20 protein-coding genes and 1 riboswitch are annotated in these 22,965 nt (G+C 49.5%); of the genes, 12 read left to right on the top strand and 8 right to left on the bottom strand.

All coding sequences use genetic code 11. The features are described from left to right. The first annotated feature begins 310 nt into the window (after positions 1–310). From PY479_RS07135 to PY479_RS07175, 9 genes are all read left to right on the top strand, one after another. Complete coding sequence (locus PY479_RS07135) at positions 311–2,506, top strand: HAD family hydrolase (protein ID WP_275483333.1); 2,196 nt, start codon at positions 311–313, stop codon at positions 2,504–2,506. After that, the gene (locus PY479_RS07140) at positions 2,507–3,358 is read left to right on the top strand and encodes an HAD-IIB family hydrolase (RefSeq protein WP_275483334.1); all 852 of its coding nucleotides are present in this window, start codon (positions 2,507–2,509) and stop codon (positions 3,356–3,358) included. Continuing rightward, a complete protein-coding gene (locus tag PY479_RS07145; RefSeq protein ID WP_275483336.1) occupies positions 3,351–4,262 on the top strand; it encodes a PfkB family carbohydrate kinase in 912 nt (303 codons plus the stop codon). Before PY479_RS07140 ends, PY479_RS07145 begins: the two co-directional genes overlap by 8 nt. Before the next feature lie 21 nt (positions 4,263–4,283). Next, positions 4,284–6,263, top strand: a complete 1,980-nt coding sequence (locus PY479_RS07150) for an amylosucrase (RefSeq protein WP_275483337.1) — start codon at positions 4,284–4,286, stop codon at positions 6,261–6,263. 78 nt (positions 6,264–6,341) lie between these two features. Beyond that, positions 6,342–6,854 carry a DUF2059 domain-containing protein gene (locus PY479_RS07155; RefSeq protein ID WP_212594191.1) on the top strand — a complete coding sequence of 171 codons (513 nt, stop codon included), beginning with the start codon at positions 6,342–6,344 and terminating at the stop codon, positions 6,852–6,854. A gap of 214 nt (positions 6,855–7,068) precedes the next feature. Continuing rightward, positions 7,069–7,428: a DUF805 domain-containing protein gene (locus PY479_RS07160; protein WP_212594190.1), complete on the top strand. Its 360-nt coding sequence runs from the start codon at positions 7,069–7,071 to the stop codon at positions 7,426–7,428. Between the two features lie 121 nt (positions 7,429–7,549). Then, positions 7,550–7,751: riboswitch (cobalamin riboswitch) on the top strand. Between the two features lie 85 nt (positions 7,752–7,836). Next, positions 7,837–9,783 carry a TonB-dependent receptor gene (locus tag PY479_RS07165; protein ID WP_275483338.1) on the top strand — a complete coding sequence of 649 codons (1,947 nt, stop codon included), beginning with the start codon at positions 7,837–7,839 and terminating at the stop codon, positions 9,781–9,783. Between the two features lie 80 nt (positions 9,784–9,863). Further along, the gene (locus PY479_RS07170; protein ID WP_275483339.1) at positions 9,864–10,487 is read left to right on the top strand and encodes a GDSL-type esterase/lipase family protein; all 624 of its coding nucleotides are present in this window, start codon (positions 9,864–9,866) and stop codon (positions 10,485–10,487) included. Between the two features lie 117 nt (positions 10,488–10,604). Then, positions 10,605–11,327, top strand: coding sequence for an HDOD domain-containing protein (locus PY479_RS07175; RefSeq protein WP_212594187.1), 723 nt, complete (start codon positions 10,605–10,607; stop codon positions 11,325–11,327). Between the two features lie 16 nt (positions 11,328–11,343). On the opposite strand, the gene PY479_RS07180 is transcribed toward PY479_RS07175, so the two are convergent. Further along, complete coding sequence (locus tag PY479_RS07180) at positions 11,344–12,246, bottom strand: LysR family transcriptional regulator (protein WP_275483357.1); 903 nt, start codon at positions 12,244–12,246, stop codon at positions 11,344–11,346. Positions 12,247–12,399: 153 nt separating this feature from the next. Here PY479_RS07180 and metE point away from each other — a divergent pair, with 153 nt between their 5' ends. Then, on the top strand, positions 12,400–14,667 hold the full coding sequence (metE, locus tag PY479_RS07185) for a 5-methyltetrahydropteroyltriglutamate--homocysteine S-methyltransferase (protein ID WP_275483340.1): 2,268 nt from the start codon (positions 12,400–12,402) through the stop codon (positions 14,665–14,667). Between the two features lie 25 nt (positions 14,668–14,692). Here the strand turns inward: metE and PY479_RS07190 are convergent, their stop codons facing one another. Further along, the gene (locus tag PY479_RS07190; RefSeq protein WP_212594185.1) at positions 14,693–15,019 is read right to left on the bottom strand and encodes a hypothetical protein; all 327 of its coding nucleotides are present in this window, start codon (positions 15,017–15,019) and stop codon (positions 14,693–14,695) included. A gap of 127 nt (positions 15,020–15,146) precedes the next feature. On the opposite strand from PY479_RS07190, the gene PY479_RS07195 reads away from it, so the two are divergent. After that, positions 15,147–15,359, top strand: a complete 213-nt coding sequence (locus tag PY479_RS07195; RefSeq protein WP_212594184.1) for a dodecin — start codon at positions 15,147–15,149, stop codon at positions 15,357–15,359. Between the two features lie 11 nt (positions 15,360–15,370). On the opposite strand, the gene queG is transcribed toward PY479_RS07195, so the two are convergent. Then, positions 15,371–16,543 carry a tRNA epoxyqueuosine(34) reductase QueG gene (queG, locus tag PY479_RS07200; RefSeq protein ID WP_275483341.1) on the bottom strand — a complete coding sequence of 391 codons (1,173 nt, stop codon included), beginning with the start codon at positions 16,541–16,543 and terminating at the stop codon, positions 15,371–15,373. 125 nt (positions 16,544–16,668) lie between these two features. Here queG and PY479_RS07205 point away from each other — a divergent pair, with 125 nt between their 5' ends. Then, positions 16,669–17,106: a DUF3069 domain-containing protein gene (locus PY479_RS07205; protein WP_275483342.1), complete on the top strand. Its 438-nt coding sequence runs from the start codon at positions 16,669–16,671 to the stop codon at positions 17,104–17,106. Positions 17,107–17,178: 72 nt separating this feature from the next. Here the strand turns inward: PY479_RS07205 and PY479_RS07210 are convergent, their stop codons facing one another. The 5 genes from PY479_RS07210 to PY479_RS07230 form a co-directional block, all read right to left on the bottom strand. Further along, positions 17,179–18,972, bottom strand: a complete 1,794-nt coding sequence (locus tag PY479_RS07210; protein ID WP_343377249.1) for an ExeM/NucH family extracellular endonuclease — start codon at positions 18,970–18,972, stop codon at positions 17,179–17,181. A gap of 26 nt (positions 18,973–18,998) precedes the next feature. Next, complete coding sequence (locus tag PY479_RS07215; protein WP_275483343.1) at positions 18,999–19,640, bottom strand: lamin tail domain-containing protein; 642 nt, start codon at positions 19,638–19,640, stop codon at positions 18,999–19,001. 411 nt (positions 19,641–20,051) lie between these two features. Then, a complete protein-coding gene (locus PY479_RS07220; RefSeq protein ID WP_212594180.1) occupies positions 20,052–21,740 on the bottom strand; it encodes an NAD-dependent malic enzyme in 1,689 nt (562 codons plus the stop codon). 241 nt (positions 21,741–21,981) lie between these two features. Continuing rightward, positions 21,982–22,482: a DUF4447 family protein gene (locus tag PY479_RS07225; protein ID WP_275483344.1), complete on the bottom strand. Its 501-nt coding sequence runs from the start codon at positions 22,480–22,482 to the stop codon at positions 21,982–21,984. A 46-nt stretch (positions 22,483–22,528) separates the two neighbouring features. Continuing rightward, entirely contained in the window at positions 22,529–22,933 is a 405-nt protein-coding gene (locus tag PY479_RS07230; RefSeq protein ID WP_212594178.1) for an SMI1/KNR4 family protein, read from the bottom strand. Positions 22,934–22,965 lie beyond the last annotated feature (32 nt).

Below are 22,965 nucleotides of genomic sequence, written 5' to 3' on the forward strand. Positions count from 1 at the left end.
GTTTTCGAACGGTTGAAAAGGCTTTTTCAGATTTGGTAATCAATTCGGATTATGGTACGGTGAAAAAAACGTCTCAAAATGATTATTTTGTGAGCTGTTGTCAACGGGACTGCTGGTAACGCATTTTTCTATCGTTGCATTACATAGAAATCCCCACGTCCATGTGATTGATGTTCGCCAGTATTTTCTGCGCCGTCAGCACTTTTTTGGAATAAATGCCGATAGCGGATAGTCGAGAAAATGTTGCCGCATTAGCGGTTAACACGCCGGATTGCTACCGCAATCGACTCATCTTACGGAGAAGACGTCTATGCAGCTAAATCCGAAGAGTGATCAGGCACCTGTCAGTGGCTTATATATTGCGCTGGTAAGTATTCATGGACTGATCCGTACCCACGATCTGGAATTAGGGCGTGATGCCGATACCGGCGGCCAGACCAAGTATGTGGTGGACCTCGCTAATGCGCTTGCCAGACAACCCGGTGTTGGCCGCGTAGATCTGATCACTCGGCTGGTGGATGACGAGCGGCTCGATAGCGGTTATAGCAACAAAACTGAGCCTTTGGAAGAACCTGGTGCGCGGATCGTGCGGATTGAATGTGGCCCCAATCACTACATTGCCAAAGAAAAGCTCTGGGAATACCTCGATACCTTTGCAGACAATCTGCTGCAGTTTTTCCAGCAACAACAACGGTTGCCTGACGTCATTCACAGTCATTATGCGGATGCGGGTTATGTAGCAACGCAAATCAGCCATCTCTCTGGTATTCCGTTGGTTCACACTGGTCACTCTTTGGGACGTGATAAACGCAAGCGGCTGATGGCTTCCGGCATGACATCGTCTGAAGTGGAACAAAAGTACAATATGCGTCGCCGCATTGAGGCCGAAGAACAAGTGCTGGCCAATGCCAATCTGGTGATCACCAGTACCCGTCAGGAAATCGAAGCTCAATATGAGCTATATGATTATTACTGTCCGGAAAGTATGCGGGTGATCGCGCCGGGGACCGACCTCAGCAAATTCCATCCGCCAGAATTGGGTGAGCCCCAAACGCAGATCGCCAGTGCTATTCGGCGGTTTCTTGATGAACCGGAGAAACCGATGATCCTGGCGTTATCAAGACCTGATCCCCGCAAAAATATTGCCACCTTAGTGCAGGCTTACGGAGAATCGCCGGAACTGCGCACCATGGCCAATCTGGTGATCGTTGCGGGGAACCGCGACGATATCCGCGAAATGAATGACGGTGCCGAAGAGGTACTTACCGAACTCTTGGTATTGCTCGATTATTATGATCTGTACGGCAAACTGGCGTTGCCGAAAAAGCACTTGCCCAGTGAAGTCCCGGCAATTTACCGGATGGCGGCGCGCTCTTGTGGGATTTTTATCAACCCGGCGCTGACCGAGCCGTTCGGGCTTACATTGCTGGAATCCGCCGCCACCGGTTTACCCTTCATTGCCACTGAGAATGGCGGCCCACAGGATATTGTCGACAACTGCGAAGCGGGGTTACTGGTAGATCCCCTCAGTGCCCATGATCTGGGCAAGGCCATGAAGCAGTTGCTGCTTGATGGCGATTTATGGCGCAAGTTTTCCGCCAACGGCATTAAGAATGTCGCGTTGAAATATTCCTGGGATGCCCATGCCCGTAGCTATCTGAAGCAGATTAAACCGCTAGTAGCAGCGTTTAAACCACAGCAATACTCCCCAGCAATCATGAATGCTTCACGCTTTGCCGACAGGCTGATTGTGTCAGATCTGGATAAAACCTTGCTAAGTAATCCCACTGGATTACGCGACTTCTGTCAGATGCTGCGTGAAAAACGTAAGCAGGTCGCCTTTGGTATTGCCACCGCCAGACGTTTAGATGCGGTACTTAAGTTACTGAAGAAATACCGGATTCCTAAACCCGATATTCTGATCTCCAGTTTGGGCTCGCAAATTCACTATGGCCGTGAATTAGAAGTGAGTACCGACTGGGAAGACCATGTCGATCATGATTGGAATCCGCGGGCAATTCGCCGCATTTTGCGTAAAGTGCCAGGGCTGGAGTTACAGGATGATGCTGAGCAGAGCAAATTCAAGATCTCTTTTCATATCGATCCATCGCAACAAGGGGGGATCACTAAAGAAAAAATCGTGTCATTGCTCAGACAAGAAGAGCAGAGCGTCAATGTCTTTGTGTCGGCAGGGCAAAACCTGGATATCACGCCGGCCAGGGTTTCCAAAGGATTAGCGCTGCGGTATGTCGCCCAAATCTGGGGCATCCCACTGGAGCGAGTGCTGGTGGCTGCCGGTGCGGGCACCGATGAAGACATGATTATCGGTAAAACTTTGTCAGTGGTTGTGCATAATCGTCGCCATGAAGCGCTGGAATCTCCGGTCACCGGACAAAACGTATTTTTTGCCACCCAACCCAATGCGCTGGGCATTCTTGAAGCGACTGACCATTATCATTTCTTCGACGAACAGCCGGGAGTGACGGTTGTTGAGGATGATGCCTGAATGCTGTTGTGTACTGACCTTGACCGCACCTTGTTGCCTAATGGTTTGCAGCCAGAATCCCCGCAAGCGCGGCGATGGTTTGCTGATGCGGTAAAGTATCCCGGCGTGATGCTGGCTTATGTCAGTGGTCGCGATTTGGGATTGATGCAACAGGCGATTGTTGAATACAACTTACCGTTGCCGGATGTTGCCATCACTGATGTCGGCAGCATGATTTATCAGCGAGAAGGTCAACGTTATCGGCCAATGCCGAGCTGGCAAAGTTATATCGGCGAAGATTGGGGAACGCATAATAGTCACACCTTAGCGCAGGCGATTGGTGAGTTGCCAAACTTACAGTTACAGCCCAAACAACAGCAGCAACAATATAAATTGAGCTATCAAATCGTGCCTGCCGCCGCGATGGCTGAGGATCTGGTGCTGCTGGAACAGCAACTGCAAAAACTGGCAATACGCGCACAGATGATTAGCAGCGTTGATGAAACCAGTGACATGGGGCTAGTTGATATTCTGCCTGCCAGAGCTGGAAAGCGGCAAGCGATTGATTTTCTTGCGAAGACGCTGGTGTTAACGCCCCCTCAAGTGTTTTTTAGCGGTGATAGCGGTAATGATTTAGATGTATTGATAAGTCCCTATCGGACGGTATTAGTGAAAAATGCCACCGAAGAAGTGGTCGCCAGCGCCATAAGTGGCGGTAAGGCGCAGGGTAACGCCAGCAGCCTTTATCTGGCGCAGGGATTGCCGGAATTGGGGCTTAACGGCTACTACAGTGCTGGCATAGTTGAAGGACTGTTTCACTTTTTCCCTGGGCTGAAGGCCTGGTTGGTTGCGAAGAGGCAAAGCGATGAATGAGTTATTACCTGTTTATGTCTTTGGCGAAGTGCTTTATGACTGCTTCCCCGAAAATGACCCCATGTTGGGCGGCGCCCCATTTAATGTTGCCTGGCATCTGCAAGCCTTTGACGTCGCACCGGTGATGATCAGTGCGGTTGGTGACGATGCTTTGGGCCAGAATATTTGCCAAAAAATGCAGCAATGGGGCATGACTACCCAGCAAATACAGGTCGACCCACATCATGATACCGGGATCGTCAATGTGGCGATTGTCGCTGGTGAGCCGAGTTACGATATTGTGCTCAATGCCGCCTATGACCATATCAACCAACAAAAATTGCCCACGATTACCGGCGAACACTTTTTTTATCACGGCTCCTTGGCGGCTCGTTGTAGCGCGAGTCGTGAAGCGTTGGAGAGTTTGCACGGCCGCCCCGGGCAACGGACCTTTATCGATGTGAATTTACGTGAGCCATGGTGGGAGCCAGCGTGCCTGAAATCCATGGTTCATGGCGTGTATTGCGTGAAACTCAATCAGCATGAGTTAGCATTGCTGGCGGAATTGCCTGCGCCGCCGACAGACCGCGATGCGTTGGTCGAAACGGCAGTTAACTTCCGCTTGACCAACAATATTACGCACCTGATTGTGACCTTGGGTGCCGATGGTGCGTTTCTGGTGGATGAGATAGGCTCAGTCGTGACCCCGGAAATGACGCCACAGCTAACCACCGTTGTGGACACGGTGGGCGCTGGCGATGCTTTTGCCGCGGTGGTGCTGGTGGGCATGCTGCATCAGTGGGATTGGCGTACCACGCTGGAACGGGCACAACAATTTGCCGGTTTTATCGTAGGACAGCAGGGCGCGCTCTCCGATAATCCCGCCATTTACCGTGATTTCAAATGCCTTTGGGGCCTGATTTAACCCAGCAACGAGGGGAAGATTATGTATGAAGAGGTCTCTCATACCCTGCTGAACCGGATATTGGACGAGCTCAAACCGGCCATTGAACCCAAAGATCTGCGGTTTTTCTATAGTCGTCTCGGAGCCAACTTTTACGGTATTTATTCGTTATTTCTGCGTTTGTACGGCAACCGCCGCGACTTTGAGCTGCAGCTGGGAAAGCTGGTGGAAGTGATGGTGCGTAACTACATCGAGCGTAGCACCGCCTTAAAACAGGTTGACCGCCAGCGCGAAGCTGACCACAACTGGTTTTTGCATCAACGCTGGGTCGGTATGGCGTTATATGCCAATGGCTTTGCCAAAAATCTCAGCGATTTATCTGACAAAGTGGATTACTTTGCCGAGTTGGGTGTCAACCTGGTACATATCTTACCTATCTGTGAATGTCCCTTAGGGAAAAGTGATGGCGGCTATGCGGTCAGTAATTTCCGCAAGGTCGATTCTCGCATGGGGACTAACGCGCAATTGCAGAAAATTATTGAAAAATTACATGCGCAGGAATCGCTAATCGCACTCGATATTGTGGTTAACCATACCTCCGATCAGCATGCGTGGGTGAAGCAAGCGGTTGCGGGTGATCCTCAGTACCAGAACTATTTCTACATGTTTGATGATCGCACCATCCCGGATATGTTTGAGCAAACGATGCCGGAGATCTTTCCGGAGACCGATCCGGGCAATTTCACCTGGAATGAACAGGCGCAGAAATGGGTGATGACGGTCTTTCACAAGTACCAATGGGATCTCAATTACAGCAATCCGGAAGTATTTATGGAGATGCTGGACGTGATCCTCTATTGGGCCAACCATGGTGTCGATATTTTGCGGCTGGATGCGGTAGCCTTTTTATGGAAGAAAATCGGCACGGCCTGCCAGAATGAGGCCGAAGCCCATAAGGTGCTGCAACTGTTTAAAGACTGCTGTCAGGTGGTTGCTCCTGGACTGATTTTTATCGCCGAAGCGATAGTCGCACCGTCAGAAATTATCAAATACTTTGGCGAAGATGCGGTAGTCGCCAAGGAGTGCGATATCGCCTACAACGCCACCTTTATGGCGTTGTTATGGGAAACTGTTGCCACCAAAAATGCCAAATTGCTGAATCAGGGTCTTAAGAGCCTGCCAATGAAATTGGAACGTGCGACCTGGCTGAATTATCTGCGTTGTCACGACGATATTGGCTTCGGTTTTGATGATCGTGATATAGCCAGCGTTGGCTACAATCCGGTCATGCACCGAAAATTCTTGGTGGATTATTTTACCGGTGAATTTGACCACAGCTCCGCGCGTGGCCGCCCGTTTGGCAAAAATGAAAAAACCGGTGATGCGCGTATTTCCGGATCGTTGGCATCTTTGGTGGGCTTGCAGGCGGGAATTGAATCCGGTGACATGCAACTGGTGCGTAACAGTCACAAACATATCATTATGCTGCACAGCCTGATCATGTCCTTCGGCGGCATCCCGTTGCTGTACTACGGTGATGAGGTGGGCACGCTTAATGATTACAACTATGAGCGTGATACTGATAAATCCAGCGACAGTCGCTGGTTACACCGTCCTTCTCTTGACTGGGATACCATGGAACTGCGTCATCAGCAGGGCACTATCGAAAATCGCATCTTCGCGGATATGCAGCGATTAATTCGTCTGCGTCAGCAAACCGATGCGTTTTCCGACTTCAATAATCGCGACCTGTTAGATTTAGGTAATGATGCGGTATTTGCTTATGTCCGTTACAACTATACAAATCCATCAGATAAAGTGGTGGTGATCGCTAACCTTTCAGCAGAACCGCAACGAGTCGACTTGGAGATCCTGCGACAGGAAGCTTATGTCGACCCCACTATGTTGGAAGATTTGTGGAGTGAACGGCCTCCTTCGATTTTTTCAAATCAACTGGTGCTCAGCGGTTTTCGCTTTTACTGGTTAGTCCTGAGTCCGTACCGTGGCATTGCGGGACGCTGATTTTGTGTGAATTTGTCTGCTCCCAATGGAATCTGTGCTAGATTGCCGGAAGTTTTGAATAGGCCATGGAGACAATTGATGAAATTGACAAGGTGTATAGCATTCGCATTACTGGGCACCTCTTTTTTGTTGGCGCCGTTGGTGCACGCGGATGCATCGGCTCGCCGGGCTCAGGTAGAACAGCTACTGTTGGAAATGCACATGGATACCACCATGAACGCCATGTATGACCAGATGGAGCAGCTGTTGGTTAACATGCAAAATGGGTTGGATCTTAAGGACGATGAGAAGCCACTGTTTGAAGCGTTTGCGCATAACTACAGTAAAATCATGCGTGATGAACTCAGTTGGGATAAATTGAAACAACCGCTGATCGATATCTACGTCAAACACTATACCGATAAAGAAATCGCCGATATGTCGGCCTTTTATGCCAGTGAAAGCGGCCGGTCAATGGTGGCCAAGATGCCGCAGGTGATGCAGGAAAGTATGCAGGTATCACAATCTTTTTTGGGTACCTTGCTCCCCAAAGTCGAGGCCCTGCAAAAAGAGTTTGCTGAAAAGCTCAAGGCAAAAAGGGCTGAACATTAACCGGTAGCACGCAGTGTCATCAGAAGGTCGCTAGTTAGCGGCCTTTTTTACGAGTGAGCACTGTGCGTGAAAATCCAATGAACACATTTAAAAGATTTTACAGTATGGTAAAGTGAGACAAAATTTGACTACTCATCTATTTGAATATTCTTATATTTATTGATGATGTAGCGATTTTTTTTGCCGCCAGTATTCATAACTACAAGGAGTTACCATGGATTATTTTTTGGAACCGATCCGTCGCTATGCCGACTTCACTGATCGGACGCGTCGTCGCGATTTCTGGATGTATGTGCTGATCTACAATGTGATTTCACTGATCATTTCTGCAATTGAAATCAGCAACGATTCAAAATGGCTCGGCGGGCTTTATGGTCTGGTGTTATTGCTGCCATCGCTGGCGGTCACTGCACGCAGATTACATGATACCGGACGCAGTGGCTGGTGGCAGTTAATGTGGTTTATTCCCGTGGTGGGCTGGATTGTGTTACTCGTGTTTCTCTGCCAGGACAGCGAGCCCGGTGATAATGAATATGGACGTAATCCCAAAGCAGATTTTGCGGGTATCGAGTAAATTGCTGCCAAAAGATGTCGCATGGTATCTGCTTTTTATATGCTCAATCGCGGTTAAGAGTTAGACATTGATACGTCTAGATGTCTATAATGCCGCACCCCCTCATCCCGAGGGGGATAATTTTTTGTCAACCTTCTGTGGTGCCTGGTGTTGATGCACTGGGATAATCGGGAAGCTGGTGTAATTCCAGCACTGCCCCCGCAACGGTAAATGGTGAGACAAGGGCGCGTCTTCATAGATAAGGCGTTATAAAAGTCGCTTGTTGAGCAGCCACGCGCTGCATAGCCAAAGTCCGGAGACCGGCCCTGAAGGGATTTCGCTGATTTCGGTGGGCATATCGCGAAGTGCGGCTATGGCTTAGAGCCTGGCCGTGGCATTTTGCCCCGTTCCCTTAAGGAGCCTAAGGAAATGGGATTCAAACGTTCTTCCTTGGCCGTGCTTTGCAGCATGGCTGTCTATGGCGTGGCATACGCCGAACCCCAAAAAATTGATGACACCATTGTCGTGATTGGTCGACAAGCTGAAACACCAATGGATATTGCTGCCAGTGTGACGGTGATTGACGCGGCGGAAATTGAGCAAAGTGGTGTTACCACATTAACTGAACTGCTGCGTGGTCGCAGCGGTATTCAAATATCTGACAGTAACACCGGGCCGACCATCGCAATGCGTGGCTTCAGTGGCAGTCAGGCGGCTAACAATACCTTGATCTTGTTGGATGGTCGTCGCTTAAACAATATGGATATTGCTGCCGCCAGTCTCAGCGCCATTCCATTGAGTCAGATTGAGCGAGTAGAAATCCTTTCTGGCAGTGCTGGTGTGCTGTATGGCGATCAGGCGGTCGGTGGGGTGATTAACATCATCACTAAGGCGCCAAATGCCGCCGGGGGTAATTTATCCTTGGCGGCGGGGAGTTTTAACACTGCTGAAGGTCGTGGCGATATCGCGGGTAATCTCAGTGACAGTTGGCGTTATTACCTATCCGGTGACTACAACCGCAGCGATAACTATCGTGACCACAATGCCAATAACACCGGTTCGGTACTTGGTCGGTTGCAGTACCGTACCGATGTTCGTGAATTCTTTGTGGAAGGGAGTTACTACGACAACAAACGGCAGAATCCAGGTGCACTGTCCGACGCTGAATTGCAAACCAATCCACGACAGGCATCTGCGTATCAGTTAAATGACTACATCCATGAAATGACCGACGCATGGCGTGCCCAGTTGCAACAGAAGCTGGATCAACATTGGCAAATGGTGGCCGATCTCAATTACAGCGATTCTCTGGTGAGCAGTGTTAGCTACGGCAGTTATGGACAAAATAGCCGTTCATTACTGGAGTTTAATCCTAAATTTTTAGCCAATTACGCTTCTGAAAAAGGCGCGCTTAAATGGGTGCTAGGGGCTGATTTACATCGCGGAGATGCCGATTTTAATCTCAGTGGCACCGACCGCAGTAATACCCAAACTATGACCAGTGCTTATGCCCAGGCAACCGTGCCATTGACCTCAACGTTAGACTATGTGGTTGGCGGCCGCTATGCCAAAGTGAAGGATGAACTGCAGGATGCCACGGTTTATCCGGCTGGCACAGTGCTGGATGCGCATGCTCATGCCTTAGAGTTCGGCGTCAATTATCGGCCAACCGCAGCGCAACGTGTATTTGTCCGTGCCGATCAGAATTTCCGTTTTGCCAAAGTGGATGAACAGGCGTACACCTCGCCAGGCGTGAATGGTCTGAAACCTCAAAAAGGCACCTCTATTGAAGCCGGGTGGGATTGGCACAATACCGCACAGACAGTGGCGCTTAATCTTTATCGGTTAAAACTGGAAGACGAAATTGTTTACGACATGAGTGCTGAAAAGCCTGCTGGTGGCTTGTTTATCGGCGCAAACGTCAATGCGGATAAGTCGCGCCGTTATGGTGCAGACGTCAGCTGGAACTGGCAACCTGCTACTCTATGGCAGTTGGGGGCTGAGTATCACTATGTCGATGCAGAATTTACCGCAGGGGCTAATGAGGGTAAGGAATTATCCTGGGTCGCGAAGCATTCCGGGCGTGTATTTAGCAGTGTCGATATCACCAACAACTGGCAGGTTTACCTAGAGGGGCAATATCTCGGTAAACGTTACATGGAAGGGGACGATGCCAACGACGGAGAACGTATCGACAGTTACTGGTTGACGAATCTGGCATTGAATTATCGGCTGAATGCTTGGCAAGCGAGTTTACGGGTAGATAACCTGTTTGATCGAGATTACGTCAGCTCGGGTTATTACAGCAGTTGGGGTAATGGCTATTACGTCGGTGACGGCCGCAACATTAATGCCAGTGTCAGTTATCATTTCTGACCACCGCATTAACATTGATAATACGAACCGGGCTTGATTGCCCGGTTTTTTATGCGCATGATGGCGTTACGGGGCAGGCGATGATTGCAACGGAGATGCTGATGCGACCACGAGTATTATTTCCTTTAGCGTTATTGCTGGGACTGAGTGCCTGCTCAGACCCTACGTTGTCCTATCTGGGACCGGATGCTCGAATTCTTGCTTTTGGGGATAGTTTGACCGCCGGCAACGGTGCTCCCGCAAATGAGGATTATCCTGCACAATTGGCTACACTGTGTGGGTGCGAAGTGGTGAATGCTGGTATTGCAGGGGAAGTGACGGCCACAGGGCGTAAGAGATTGCCATCATTGCTCAATGAGATGCAGCCGGATTTGCTGATTTTGCTTGAAGGCGGTAACGATATTTTGCGCGGCGTGCCACCGCAGCAGATAGAAGATAATCTGGAACAGATGATGCTGGATGCACAAAGTATGGCGGTTCCTGTATTACTGATTTCCGTGCCGCAAAAAAGCGTATTGTTGCAGTCAGCACCGCTATACAAGGCGTTAGCAAAACGGCATGATAGCCTGTTAATGGATGATGCATTGAGTGAGTTGCTGTCATCGCCATCGCTCAAATCAGACGCGGTACATCTTAATGCCGCCGGATATCATCGCCTGGCGACTGAGATCTATAACAAGCTTAAACATGCTGGTGCTTTCTGAACTGTCGCGTCATGTCTAAAATCGTTCGATTACGCTTGACCCTCAGGTGGCATTTGTGGGTAAATCCTTTGTAAAAAAAATGGGCGCAAGTCCTAATAAGAACAGGTTAATTAATATATGACAGATCTTGAGCAGCAAGTTTTCTCAGAGGTCCGTGCAATTATCGCCAATGAGGAACAGGTTATCGGTCGGCGAGCAACCTTGGTTCCGCTGAAGAAAGCCATTATTGCTGACGGTGATATCCGCAATGTCATTGATATCGTATCTACTGATCCCGCTCTGGCCGCCCACCTGCTGTGGCGCAGTAATTGCGCGCTAGCACCTTCACTGCACCCCAATCGTAGCCTGAAAGATGCTCTGGTCCGGTTAGGACAAGTCAATATCTATCGGTATGCTTTCACCTTTTATCTGAAAGAGCGGTTGGACGAGCTGCCACAACCTTATCGGAAGTTGGTACAGGGATACTGGCGGTTGACCGAATCTATTGCCACAGAAGCTGTAGATAGTCTGCACCAGATGCAGGGGGTCAGTATTGATGCCGATGAAGTTCAGACGTTGGCGCTGTTCAGTGTGTTTGGGCAGATCATTGCGTTAACCGCATTTGCCTATCTTAATGTCGAGCAGGAACAGTGTTTCCCGCTGAGTATCATCAAAAGTTTGATCGACACTCAGCAAAAATCGCTGACATTGGGCGCATTTGAGGCGTTGGGGCTGGATGATGAGCTGCAACATGAATTCATGATTGCGCATAATCTGCGGCAGACCCGTGATGCTAACTCTCCAGGATTGGTGTTGCGACGCATTTTAGCTCAGCGAGGCTTGCTGTTAAATCCACTGTAACCCGTTGATGTTAATATCAATGGGTGTCCTGTTGGGCGACAGCTTCTGTAGCGACCAGCGTCAACCAATGCTCAATCATGTTACTATTGGCAGCATTACGTCGATATGCGCCGAATAGTGGCCGTTTGAGGCCATCCTTTCCCAGTTTTAACGCTTTCAGACTCAGGCCGTGAGCTTCGCGCATTGACCAGTTGGGCAGGGCGGCGACGCCTTCGTTACAGGCCAACCGTTGTAATAACACGTTAGTGAGGTCACTGGTTTTTTGAGGGCCGGGTGCCACGCCGGCGGGTTCCAGAAAATAACGAAACAAGTCTAGTCGTTCGAGGGGCACCGGATAGCTGATGATCGGCTGCTTGGCTAACTGCTGAGGCAAAACATAATCAAATTTTGCTAACGGGTGCTCCTTGCTAACGACCAAGTCAACTTCAAATTCAAAGAGATGTTGGTAAGCAATGGTATGGCTGGCAACTGGATCCGAGGTCAGGACTAAGTCCAAATCATCATTTTCCAGCGCACTTAGCGAATCAAACAGGTAACGGCTGGAGAGATCGAGTCTGGCTTCCGGATATTTGTGTTTGAACGCTTCCATGGCCGGCATTAACCAACGGAAACAGGAGTGACATTCAATACCGACACGCAGAGGTCCTTGTATCAGGTTGCTGCCTTGTTTCAGCAAGTTTTCGGTTTCCTGTACTTTTGGCAAGATTTCCTCAGCCAGCAATAACAGCCGTGTGCCTTCTTCAGTAAATGCCAGCGGTTTGCTCTTGCGAATAAACACCGATGAGTTGATCCGCGTTTCCAATTCTTTAATTTGGTGTGACAGTGCCGACTGGGTGACAAATCGCTTTTTGGCCGCCGCCGCTAAACTACCGCATTCTTTCAGGGCTAATAATGTCCACAAGTGCCTGAGTTCTATCATGCTCATCCCGGATGAATCCTGCTCATGTTGGTGTTGAAGCCATTTCGTTTGATTGGGCAGAGACTATCACAATAAACTTCCAGACGTCTAGACGCCTATATTGAATTGCTGAACGAGGCGTCATTTATCCAGCCAACGGAGTGAGGTGTGAGCATGACATTACATAATCTGGGGTTTCCCCGTATCGGCCGTCGCCGCGAATTGAAATTTGCCCTGGAACAGTACTGGCGTGGCGAATTGAGCCAATCACAGCTGTTGGCGCAGGCCGCTGAGCTGCGACGTACGCACTGGCAGTGGCAGTCCGAGGCAGGTCTTGATTTATTGCCCGTAGGTGATTTCGCTTACTACGATCAGGTACTGACATTGAGTGCAACGTTAGGTGTGATCCCGCCGCGTCACCGTCAGGGTGAGGTCGATCTGGACACGTTGTTCCGGGTGGCAAGAGGGCGGGCGCCAACGGGGACTGCGGCAGCCGCGGCAGAAATGACCAAGTATTTCAACACCAATTACCACTATCTGGTGCCGGAACTAACGGCAGAACAGCAGTTTAGTCTCTGTTGGTCACAGTGGTTCGATGAAGTGAAAGAAGCGCAGGCTCAGGGGTATCAGGTCAAACCGGTATTGCTCGGGCCGATAACATTTCTGCATCTTGCCAAAACTGTGGGGGAGCCGTTTGATAAGCTGCAACTGCTGCCCCGGTTGCTGCTGGCTTATCAGCAGTTGTTGACTCAGTTTGCCGAGCTGGGTGTCAGTTGGGTGCAATTGGATGAACCTGCGCTGGCACTGGAGTTATCACCTCTATGGCAACAGGCATATGCGCAAGCGTATGCGGTGTTGCAAACGGCGCCGGTAAAACTGTTGCTGGCCAGTTACTATGGTAGCATTGCCCATCATCAGCAGTTAATTTCGGCATTACCCGTGGCGGGATTGCATCTGGATCTGGTGAGTGCTCCGGAGCAGCTAGCACCATTTGCCGCGGCTTTGCGCAGCGAGCAGATACTGTCTGCCGGCGTCATCAATGGTCGCAATGTCTGGGCCGCCGATCTGGATCTGTTAGCGCAAACACTGGCACCATACGCGCAGCAATTGGGTGAGCGCTTGTGGCTGGCGCCATCCTGTTCGTTGCTGCACACGCCGGTAGATCTGGAGGTAGAAACTGAGCTGACAGCTGCGTTGAAAGCCCGCTTAGCCTTTGCCCGGCAGAAATTGACCGAACTGCGGGAATTACAACTGCTATTGCAGCAGCCAGACAGCGAAGTGGCCGCTGTCATTACTCAGCGCTGTCGCGCGCGGCGGACAAGGCAGGCGGCTGATGCCGATACCGCCGTTGCCGCAAGGTTAGCAGCGTTGGGTGCACAGGATTTCAATCGTCACCGTGATTTTAGTCAGCGCCAGCCACTGCAACAGGCACGATTACGTTTGCCTTTATTGCCCACAACTACGATTGGTTCTTTCCCGCAAACGGCGGCAATTCGTCAGCTGCGCAATCGCTGGCGCTCCGGCGAGCTTCCTGCTGCAGACTATACCCGGTTGTTGCAACAGATCACCAAAGACACGATTGAGCGCCAACTGAAATTGGGACTGGATGTGCTGGTTCATGGTGAAGCTGAACGCAATGACATGGTGGAATATTTTGGTGAACAGCTTCAGGGCATTGGTTTTACACGTTACGGTTGGGTACAAAGTTATGGTTCCCGCTGTGTCAAACCACCACTGATTTATGGCGATGTGAGTCGACCTGCACCGATGACACTGGCGTGGGCTGAATACGCCCAGAGTCTTACGGATAAGCCCGTTAAAGGGATGCTGACCGGCCCGGTTACGCTGCTACATTGGTCGTTTGTCCGGGAGGATTTACCTCGGGAAACTATCGCCTATCAGCTGGGGCTCGCCATTCGTGATGAAGTCGCTGATCTGCAGCAAGCCGGGATCAGTATTATCCAGATTGATGAGCCTGCATTTCGCGAAGGGTTGCCACTTAAACAAAGTGATTGGACGGAATACCTGCGTTGGGCCGTCGCAGCATTCCGGCTCAGTGCCTCAGTGGCGCGTGATGACACGCAGATCCACACTCACATGTGCTACAGCGAATTCAACGATACCATTGCAGCGATTGCGGCGCTGGACGCTGATGTCATCACTATCGAAACCTCACGTTCCCATATGGCGTTACTGGATGTGTTTGAAGTATATGAATATCCGAACGAAATTGGTCCCGGTGTGTACGATATTCATTCACCAAATATTCCCGGGGTTGAAGAGATAGTGGCATTGATGGCGCAAGCGGCGAAGCGCATCCCGTTGCGGCAACTCTGGGTCAACCCGGACTGTGGCCTAAAAACCCGGAGTTGGGACGAAGTGGAACCGGCGTTACGCAATATGGTGAGTGCGGCGCGGGAACTTCGGTGGCGTCTCGGCTGATGGCAATGGCGGTCGGTGACCTTGTTTAGGTCATCGACAATCCCAGTAAAATAAGTGCTACGGTGCCCAAAATTGTCAGACTGGAAAATATGGTGCCGAGAATGGGAAATACTTTAAGCCGGTCCTTCTGAAACAGGCCAGCAATGCCGAGTCCTAAAGCGATCAACGACAACAACACTAAGCCGATAATGGCAAAGCCAATGAACATCGCTTCATTGCTGTCCTCAGACAGTCCGCCAGGGGTGGAGTTTGCGAGATTCCCGGCAATGATCAGTGTTGCGAAGATAAAGATGGCGGCTGCCAGACTGACAATAAACGAACTAATGCCGAGTCCTGAGTGTTGCTGTGTCATGCATATTCCCTGCATACAGATTTATCCTGTTGAGAAATATACAAAAAGTTAACAACTGCTGTCACGGTTTATTTGTGACTATACTCAAGTCAGAAGTTGGTCAGGTTGTTCTGCTCAGGAGAATGTTATGAGTCATGTTTATAAGATCATTGAACTCACCGGCTCGTCACCCATCAGCTCCGATGAAGCTGTCAAAAATGCCATCGCCGCAGCTGCCGAGTCATTGCACAATCTGCGTTGGTTTGAAGTGACGGAAACCCGAGGGCATTTGGAAGCGGGACTGATCGCACATTGGCAGGTGACGATAAAAGTGGGATTTACGCTGGATGCTGACAATTAAACATGCCGGATTCACGCATCCCGTGGTAGACCCTTACGGATCACCCGTATCAATCGGGCAGTTTTTCGTTGGATGGTGGTATCACTTTCTGTGAGTTTTAACTGCTGTTGCTCAAGCGCCCACTGTATATGCTCCGCCAGCAGCTCGTTGGCAATGCCTAGCCGTTGCTGCAATGCTTGTAGAATCTCGGCACTGGCGGGGGCATTACCTAACGCAACAGCAAGGTTACGTTGCCAACGTTCATAGCCAATCCGGCGGATAGCACTGCCTTCAGTATTTTTCAGAAATGTCGCTTCGTCCCAATTAAATAACGCTAGTAACGTTGGTTGTTGCAGCGCTGCTCGGGTGTGGAAATCAGCTTCCTGAGTCAGCGGGGCCTCACGATTTACTGGACACACCAGCTGGCAGTCATCGCAACCGTAAATGCGATTGCCGATTAATGGCCGGAGTTGTGTCGGAATGGCACCTGACAGTTCAATGGTCAGATATGAGATACAACGACGAGCATCTACAGTATAGGGGGCAACAATGGCCCCGGTCGGACAACTGGTGATGCAGGCAACACAATTCCCGCAGTCGTCTGTCAGCGGAATATCCACCGGTAATGGCAAATTAATCAATAGCTCACCAAGGAAAAACCAGCTGCCCGCATCATGGTTTAACAGCAGTGAATGCTTGCCGGTCCAGCCAATTCCAGCGTTATCGGCCAATGGGCGTTCCAGTAGTGGTGCTGAATCAACAAAAGGGCGAAAACCACTGTCACTTAATCCGGCCTGTTTTAATGCTTCATCAATTTGTTCGCCGAGTTTTTTCAAGCGATTGCGCAGCACCTTATGATAGTCGCGGCCCCCTGCATAGCGGGAGATATAAGCCAGATTGGGATCACTGAGATTGCTGGCAAAGCCAGCGTTCGGCGGTAGATAATCCATCCGCACCGAGATCACCCGTAAAGTGCCAGGATGCAATTCTTGAGGTCTGGCACGCATCATTCCATGCTGTGCCATATACTGCATTTCGCCATGACAACCTTGTGCCAACCACTGTTGCAGCCGTGGTTCTTCATCAGTCAGATCAATATCGCTGATACCCACTTGGGCAAATCCCAGTGCCTGGCCCCAGGCTTTAATATCCCGAGCGAGTTGGCTTAACCATTGAGCATTTGGTGGCGGGTTTACTGTTGTCATAACGCAAGTGAGTGAACCGAAAGTCCGATCATAACAATAGTCAGCGCGACTGACTAATGTCAGACGCTGCCTTGTCTCGCTGTGGGTGCTATACTGCCGCCCATTTTCTGCATTTTGGAGTTTTTATGAGCCAAGTTGACGCGCTTTATCGGGAGCAGGCCCACACCGCAGCGGTAAATATCTGCGCCACTGTATTGCCGATGGCTAAATTGCCTGCTGGTTTAAAGGAAGCTTATGACAGTTTGTTTGAAGAACTGTTGGCCGACAGTGATGCCCAGTTTGCCGAAGCTTGGGCCAATCTGCCAGCCAGTGCCAGCAAGCTACTGCCACAATCCAGTTTTCATGGGTTTTATATCGCATCCGCCTGGTTGCAACTGAGCTTGATTGGTCAGCAGATAGCGGAGCAAGCCGATAGTGACAAGGCGATTGATGAACAGGAGTATAACGGCATTTACGCGCGGATCGCTAAAGAAGCGTTGCGAGAAAGTGTACGCAAAATTAAAAAGGCTCGTACAGACCGACGCCTGTTGAACAGTATGCGACACGTAATTGGGTTGGCTTAAGTGTTGAAAAAGCCCGTCACTGACGGGCTTTTTACATCAAAAAGTTATGACTCAGTTGTCGCGGTCAGACGCTTAATAGTCACAGTTGTGTTTGTGGTGACCTTCACCTTTTGCTTTCAGGTGACCATAACCGTAGCCATATCCGTGTTCATTACCACGCAGATAGTGACCCACCCCTTGCAGCTTGTGCAGATCCAGCGCCATAACTACCGGATCATGATCTGAAGAGCGGAACAGACTGTCATCGGCATAGCTGCTGTCATACTCCAACGATGAAGTTTCATCTGCATTGATGTGCCATTCCGTTGCTGCTACCACCGCACAAGCTAAATCTTCATTCACTAGCGCATGGTCGAGTTGGCCGCTTTGTCCATCGTACACATAGCTGTAGCTATCGCTATTACCAACAATATCGTCGACGCGACTATAGCCGGCATCTTCCAGTGTCAGGATCGGATCTTCTTTGGCGTAGGCGTTGAAGTCACCCATCAGCAGAATTGGCTGTTCGGCAAAGTTATCGCTAAGCCATTGCGCCAATGCTGTGGTGGCTCTGGTACGTGTACCGTTACAGGCTCCTGAACCTCCGAGGCTATTGTCATCGTCACCTGTGCCACAGCTGCCACCTTTGGAACGCAGATGGTTAATGACGGTTGTTAGCACGGCTTTGTTGTCATTAACTGTAAAGGTTTGCGCCAGTGACGGGCGCATCTTGTCACTGTTAAACATTGGTACGCCGTCTTCATCTACAATAGAGTTGGTTTTATCCAAATATTTGGCAGTACCTACAGGCGTGACCACATCTGGACGATAGATAAAGGCGCTGGTGATTACATCGGTTCCCAATTGGTCTACACCTGGATTGACGTATGCCCAGGTTTGGCCGCTGGCTTCTGATAAGGCTTCGGTAAGTTCGGCAATGGCGGATTTTTCCGCATAACCATCATTTTCAATTTCCAGCAAGCCGATAACATCAGCCTGCATATTGGTTAATGCGGCAACGATTTTCGCCTTTTGTTTGACGAATGCATCGTAGGTATAAGCGCCGCGAGCAGTGGGAAAGCCCGCACCATCGCCATCACCATTGAAAAAGTTGAGCACGTTGAAGGAAGCCACACGTAAGTTCCCTTCAGCAGCCAAGGTTGGGTAATCACTACGCAGGTTCTCACTGGCATTAAATGTCACCGGGCTAATGGGCGATACATGGTACTGATTGAATGAATAATACAGTGGCCCGGTGATGTTGCTGACTGTATCGCCAACGCGCAGGTAATTACTGGATGAGAAACCTGGATAGGGATACGGCGGGGTAGTGCCACTGATCTTGCCGGTTGCGCCTTCATCTAACACCACGGCGTTACGGTTATTTTCATCATAAACCGCAGCTGCTGCGGCGCCGGATTTTGCAACTTGAGTGGGCGTCATCCGACGACCATTACTCAGTGTCATTTCACCATAGTTGACCAGGTCATTGACGTCATTGATAGTCAAGGTGTCGAAATGCACTAACATGCCTTCAAGCGCTTCTAACGTTGACAGGTCACTGACAGGCAGCGTGACGTTAACGGCCGTTGGCATGGTGCCAGTGTGACATTGCTGCCATTGTGGGCTCTTCAGCTGTGTATTATCGTAATATTCAGCAGCGTAACCTTTGACTACGTAAACATCACCAACGACAACACTGTCTACTGATGCCGAACCGGCGTAGATAAAGATCCCATCTGAGGTTGTATCATCCGCATCACCGCTATCCTGCATGTAGAATCCGCTCAAACCGGGGAATACCGCAGTAACCACGCCAGCCACTTCAACCTGTTGGCCTTCTCGTGGAGTTGTCTGGCCTGACCCTTGAACACTGCCGATGGTCACTGTCGGGTCATCACAGCTGACTGCTGCTATCGGCGTGCTGCCATCGTCGCCACCATTACTGCCATCATCCGCACCATAAATACCGAGATCGGAAAAATCATCTTTTCCATAGGCAGTCCATTGTGCACCGGGATCGAATACATCAGTTGGGTCAATATCGGTAACCGTGGACGAACGGCGCAAGTTGGGTCAATATCGGTAACCGTGGACGAACGGCGCAGGTCCATATCTTGAGTCACTACCGTACCACTGGCATTCGACCAGTAAGCACTACTGCCAATTTGGCCAAGACTATCAAGAATGGTGTCACCATTTTTCAGGACGACCGCATCGTTACCGTTAAAGCTCAGTGCCCCAGAAGTTTTATCTGCGGTATCAGCAAAAGATGCGGATGAGTTGGCGATAACATAAGTTTTTCCAGCGGCCAGCGTACCACTCAATTTTAGGGTGGTGCCTGCTGAGGTACTGCCGTTGAAATAAATTTCGATGCGGTAATTATCCAGCAATATACCGCTGCTGGTGTTGTTATAGAGTTCCAGTGCTTTATTGTTACTGGCACCTTCAAGATATTCTGAGATAAACAGCGTGGGTACTTCCGCGTGTGCCGCGACCGTGCAAAGGCCTGCCAAAGACATGGCGATGGCCGAAATTGACGAGTTGAGTTTCATCCTTGTTCCTTATTCTGTTTGCTTACTTAAGCAATTCATCATGTTATTGACGAACGCTAACTCTAACAAGGATATATTGTAAAAATATTGCAAAATTATTTATCTAACTATTAACATTTAAAATGCAATTTATAACTGTATCGTTTTCTTTAAAGCTATTTAAAAACAATAATTTATATAAAAAATATATTTGTTTTTCTTTATGGCAAACAATTAATGAAAGTCGGGAGAAGAAGAGAGATTTATAACACCATGAAATGACTATTTTTTAACAATTACAATCATTAGGGGAGATGAAAAATAAGTTAGATGAATCTAGGAATATTTAAAAAGCAAGGCGTTAACAATAAAAAACGGCAGAAACCCAGCGCCAGATGGCGATAATTTTCTGCCGTAACTGTGTCGGCAATATTAGAACGATGTGCGGCGATAACGACGATATTCCGGATACCAGAAATTGTTATCAATCGACTGGAGTAACAATTCATCCGTCGTCGGTAAGGCGTGCCCTTGTTCAATGGCAACCTTGCCAACCGCAAAGGCAATATGGCGACTGACGTTATGGATTTCTTCCAATTTAGGCAAGAGCGATCCTTCCCCATTAATCGCCAGTGGTGAACATTCGGCCAGTGCCTGGCTGGATACCATCAGCATTTCATCAGTGACACGATTTGCCCCTGTGGCTAATACCCCTAAGCCGATACCTGGGAAGATATAGCTGTTGTTACACTGCGCAATCTCATAAGTTTGCCCTTCAATCACTACGGGTTCAAACGGACTGCCAGTGGCAACCAGCGCCTGTCCTGATGTCCAATGCAGAATATCTTTCGGTGTGGCTTCAACGCGACTGGTGGGGTTGGACAGCGGGAAGACAATTGGGCGCGGACAATGGCTATGCATGGCGCGGATAATCTCTTCAGTAAACAGCCCCGGCGCACCGGAAACACCAACCAGCACGGTCGGTTTGGCATTGTTAACCACATCCAACAATGAAATGTTGTCGCAGAAGTTTTGCCAGTGCTCAATATCGTTACGTTTCTGTGCCAGTTTCTGCTGGAATGACAGTAAGTTCGGCATATTGTCTTGCAGCAGACCCCAACGGTCGACCATAAATACTTGGCGACGAGCCTGTTCATCGCTGATGCCTTCAGCCACCATCTGCGCCACAATCGCCTCAGCAATGCCACAGCCAGCGCTACCAGCACCAAGGAATGCTACGCGCTGTTCACTCAGCTTGCTGTGTGCTGCTTTGCAGGCTGCCAACAGTGAGCCAACAGTAACCGCGGCAGTGCCCTGAATGTCGTCATTAAAACAGCAATATTTGTCTTTATAACGTTCCAGAATTGGCATTGCGTTTTTCTGGGCAAAATCCTCAAACTGAATAAGGGCTTCAGGCCAGCGTCGGTGGATTGCCTGCATAACGGCTTCGATAAATTCGTAGTATTCATCGCCGCCGATACGTTTATGGCGCCAGCCCATATACATGGGATCTTCCAGCAGATGTGGGTTATCCGTTCCAACGTCCAACGTAATTGGCAGCGTATAGGCAGGACTAATACCACCACAACTGGTATACAGAGACAATTTACCGATGGGTATCCCCATACCTCCAATCCCCTGGTCCCCAAGACCCAGGATCCGTTCACCGTCAGTCATCACGATCACTTTAACTTTATGGCGAGTGGAGTTGTTGAGGATGTCATCGATGCGGTCTTTGTAGGGGTAAGATAAAAATAGTCCCCGGTTACGGCGCCAGTTTTTTGAAAAGCGCTCGCAAGCCAGACCAACCGTCGGGGTGTAGATAATCGGCATCATTTCACTGATGTGATTTTTTACCAGACGGTAGAACAGGGTTTCGTTGGTATCTTGGATGTTGCGCAGATAAATGTGCTTATCCAGATCGTTATTGAAACTGCGGAACTGATCGTAGGCGCGAGAGGCCTGTTCCTCAATGGTTTCGATGTAATAGGGTAGCAGTCCATCCAGATTGAAGAACATACGTTCTTCTTCGGTGAAGGCACTGCCTTTGTTAATGAGTGGAGCTTCAAGAAGTGCAGGACCAGCAAATGGCATATACAGCGGGCGTTTTTTATCATCCATAGCGAACCTTCGATTGGCGTCTTGTTTGATTAACTGGAATTATGTGATCCAAGTCGATATAGGGTAGCACGAAATGTGATCTTTGTTAGGTTTTGCTGCATTCGATGTGTGATTTTTAGTTTCAAAACTAAGGTGTTGTCTATTGTTGGATAACAACGGCTGGCAAAAATATGCGTGCATGGAACCGCAGAAATAAAAAAGGCCGCACAATGCGGCCGATCTTTTAAGACCGTGACTTGACTTAAGCTAGTTGGCTTGCCGCCCACTTAGCCCGGTTTTCACGGCTTTCGCCCATACCGCTTTGCTCACGATAGGCTTTATAGGCTTCGACATCTAAAGGTACCAATGAGATATCGACCTCAAGCACCAGCTTACACTCTTTCTTAATGCGCCAGGCGGCAGTGGTATAAAGTTCTGCCAGTGGTAACAGGCTGATAAATTCTGGATTGTACTGGGTATATAGGGCTTGCGAAGGATAGACCACAAACGCCAACCGACGTTTGGGCTCTTTTTTAAACATCGCTTCAATGCCGTCACAGGTGTTAAGAACCTGCATCTCAATAATATCGTCAATATCCAGTAACTGCTTTTGCGCCAGTGGCGGAATTGGCTGACTTCCTGTTTCCCAGGCATTAAGTTCATTAGTCGAGACTTTCAATAGCTGTGCTGTGAGGTCTTCATTTAGCCCTAATGACCAACGTAACGCCTTAAATTCAGTAGGGTTAAGTGCATAATCAGACATAACTGTTTCCGTAGTTTTGGGTTAACGGGTTAGAGGAAAATGACGTTTAGCTTTGCAACCATATTTCTTCGGTCCATTGCCAGAAGGTTTCCCAGTAATCGTCCTGATCCAGGTGTCCATCTTCCCAGAAATACACCAGCCCTTCCTGATCCATACAGTAAAAACTGTCACCCACCTGGCAGATTGGTACCATATAACGAGGTAAACCAATAGACCAGGCATATGCTGCGACTTCAGGCAGGTAAGTATGAGAATTGGGATCCGCAGCGGTCACCGGTTCCAGACTTCCTACCACCACGTTACTGGCTTCCAACAGATATTCTTTTAAATCGGAAGGTAAGGGGAGTAACAGCTGTTCTTCGACATCGACGATATCGTCAAACTCAGGCAGGTCCAGCGGGACCGGCACGGGTTGATTCATTTGTTGCAGCTGTTCAATAACATCATGCATGAGCATTCTCCGATGCGGCGTAGACGGTGTCG

This window comes from Shewanella sp. A32, assembly GCF_029167175.1.
Lineage (GTDB): Bacteria > Pseudomonadota > Gammaproteobacteria > Enterobacterales > Shewanellaceae > Shewanella > Shewanella yunxiaonensis.

What these genes read in the sequence shown, in the direction of transcription:
- PY479_RS07135 (WP_275483333.1), top strand. Translation starts at nt 311, where the DNA reads ATGCAGCTAAATCCGAAGAGTGATCAGGCACCTGTCAGTGGCTTATAT.
- PY479_RS07140 (WP_275483334.1), top strand. Translation starts at nt 2,507, where the DNA reads ATGCTGTTGTGTACTGACCTTGACCGCACCTTGTTGCCTAATGGTTTG.
- PY479_RS07145 (WP_275483336.1), top strand. Translation starts at nt 3,351, where the DNA reads ATGAATGAGTTATTACCTGTTTATGTCTTTGGCGAAGTGCTTTATGAC.
- PY479_RS07150 (WP_275483337.1), top strand. Translation starts at nt 4,284, where the DNA reads ATGTATGAAGAGGTCTCTCATACCCTGCTGAACCGGATATTGGACGAG.
- PY479_RS07155 (WP_212594191.1), top strand. Translation starts at nt 6,342, where the DNA reads ATGAAATTGACAAGGTGTATAGCATTCGCATTACTGGGCACCTCTTTT.
- PY479_RS07160 (WP_212594190.1), top strand. Translation starts at nt 7,069, where the DNA reads ATGGATTATTTTTTGGAACCGATCCGTCGCTATGCCGACTTCACTGAT.
- PY479_RS07165 (WP_275483338.1), top strand. Translation starts at nt 7,837, where the DNA reads ATGGGATTCAAACGTTCTTCCTTGGCCGTGCTTTGCAGCATGGCTGTC.
- PY479_RS07170 (WP_275483339.1), top strand. Translation starts at nt 9,864, where the DNA reads ATGATTGCAACGGAGATGCTGATGCGACCACGAGTATTATTTCCTTTA.
- PY479_RS07175 (WP_212594187.1), top strand. Translation starts at nt 10,605, where the DNA reads ATGACAGATCTTGAGCAGCAAGTTTTCTCAGAGGTCCGTGCAATTATC.
- PY479_RS07180 (WP_275483357.1), bottom strand. Translation starts at nt 12,246, where the DNA reads ATGATAGAACTCAGGCACTTGTGGACATTATTAGCCCTGAAAGAATGC.
- metE (WP_275483340.1), top strand. Translation starts at nt 12,400, where the DNA reads ATGACATTACATAATCTGGGGTTTCCCCGTATCGGCCGTCGCCGCGAA.
- PY479_RS07190 (WP_212594185.1), bottom strand. Translation starts at nt 15,019, where the DNA reads ATGACACAGCAACACTCAGGACTCGGCATTAGTTCGTTTATTGTCAGT.
- PY479_RS07195 (WP_212594184.1), top strand. Translation starts at nt 15,147, where the DNA reads ATGAGTCATGTTTATAAGATCATTGAACTCACCGGCTCGTCACCCATC.
- queG (WP_275483341.1), bottom strand. Translation starts at nt 16,543, where the DNA reads ATGACAACAGTAAACCCGCCACCAAATGCTCAATGGTTAAGCCAACTC.
- PY479_RS07205 (WP_275483342.1), top strand. Translation starts at nt 16,669, where the DNA reads ATGAGCCAAGTTGACGCGCTTTATCGGGAGCAGGCCCACACCGCAGCG.
- PY479_RS07215 (WP_275483343.1), bottom strand. Translation starts at nt 19,640, where the DNA reads ATGAAACTCAACTCGTCAATTTCGGCCATCGCCATGTCTTTGGCAGGC.
- PY479_RS07220 (WP_212594180.1), bottom strand. Translation starts at nt 21,740, where the DNA reads ATGGATGATAAAAAACGCCCGCTGTATATGCCATTTGCTGGTCCTGCA.
- PY479_RS07225 (WP_275483344.1), bottom strand. Translation starts at nt 22,482, where the DNA reads ATGTCTGATTATGCACTTAACCCTACTGAATTTAAGGCGTTACGTTGG.
- PY479_RS07230 (WP_212594178.1), bottom strand. Translation starts at nt 22,933, where the DNA reads ATGCATGATGTTATTGAACAGCTGCAACAAATGAATCAACCCGTGCCG.